Origin of the sequence: Streptococcus oralis, from assembly GCF_001075875.1 — a bacterium.
GTDB classification, from domain to species: domain Bacteria; phylum Bacillota; class Bacilli; order Lactobacillales; family Streptococcaceae; genus Streptococcus; species Streptococcus oralis_I.
Genome location: NZ_JUOS01000209.1, coordinates 1 through 689, shown reverse-complemented (window position 1 = coordinate 689; position 689 = coordinate 1). Strand labels below are relative to the sequence as shown.

At 39.9% G+C, this 689-nt stretch carries 1 protein-coding gene; it reads right to left on the bottom strand.

The genetic code is table 11. The features are described 5' to 3' along the window. Nucleotides 1–689 (bottom strand): SspB-related isopeptide-forming adhesin (locus tag ADM33_RS10580; RefSeq protein ID WP_049505142.1); only part of this gene is annotated, 689 nt, incomplete at both ends.

The following is a 689-nucleotide window of genomic DNA, read 5'->3' as shown; positions in this document are numbered from 1 at the left end:
TCGCCTACAGTCGCGATAAGAACTTTAGCTGTTCCATCGTGTTTAACTGTAACTGTTACATTCGCTTTCATTGTGTCGTATGTAACGGTTGCGTCTGTTCCTTTAACTTCTTCTACTGTGTAGTTGTGTACGCCTTCTTGATCTTTCTTGAATTCAAGATCTTTGAACTTAACGTTACCAGCCGCATCGTTGCTTACAGTTTCAAGAGTCTTACCTTCTGAATCTTTAAGAACGAAGCTGAATTCGTTTTCTTTAAGCTCACGGCCTTCCAAGCGTTTAGTGAAGTTGAATTCCACTTCAACTGGAACGTTGTTGACACGTTTTTCAGTTGGTTTTTCTGGTTTTTCAACTTTCTTAGTAGTTGGGTTGTAGTAGTTGACTACTTGAGTCGCAGTATTTTCAATATCTACACCACCAGGTACATCAGCTTTCACTGTTGTTGGGATGTCGAACTTATAGTAACGTCCGAATGCGAACTTAGTTGTATCGATGATTTGAGTATCTTCTGCGTCTCCAAGTGACTTAGTGAAGCCAGCTTTAAGAGTTGCAGTGATCACACCGTTGTTCACAGTGATGTCGAATTTATCTGTTACTTCTGCACCTGTTACTGAATCGTAAGCTTTGATCTTAGTAGAATCAAGTTCCAATTTAGCTTCATCGTAGTCATCTGAGATTCCTACTGATTGGAT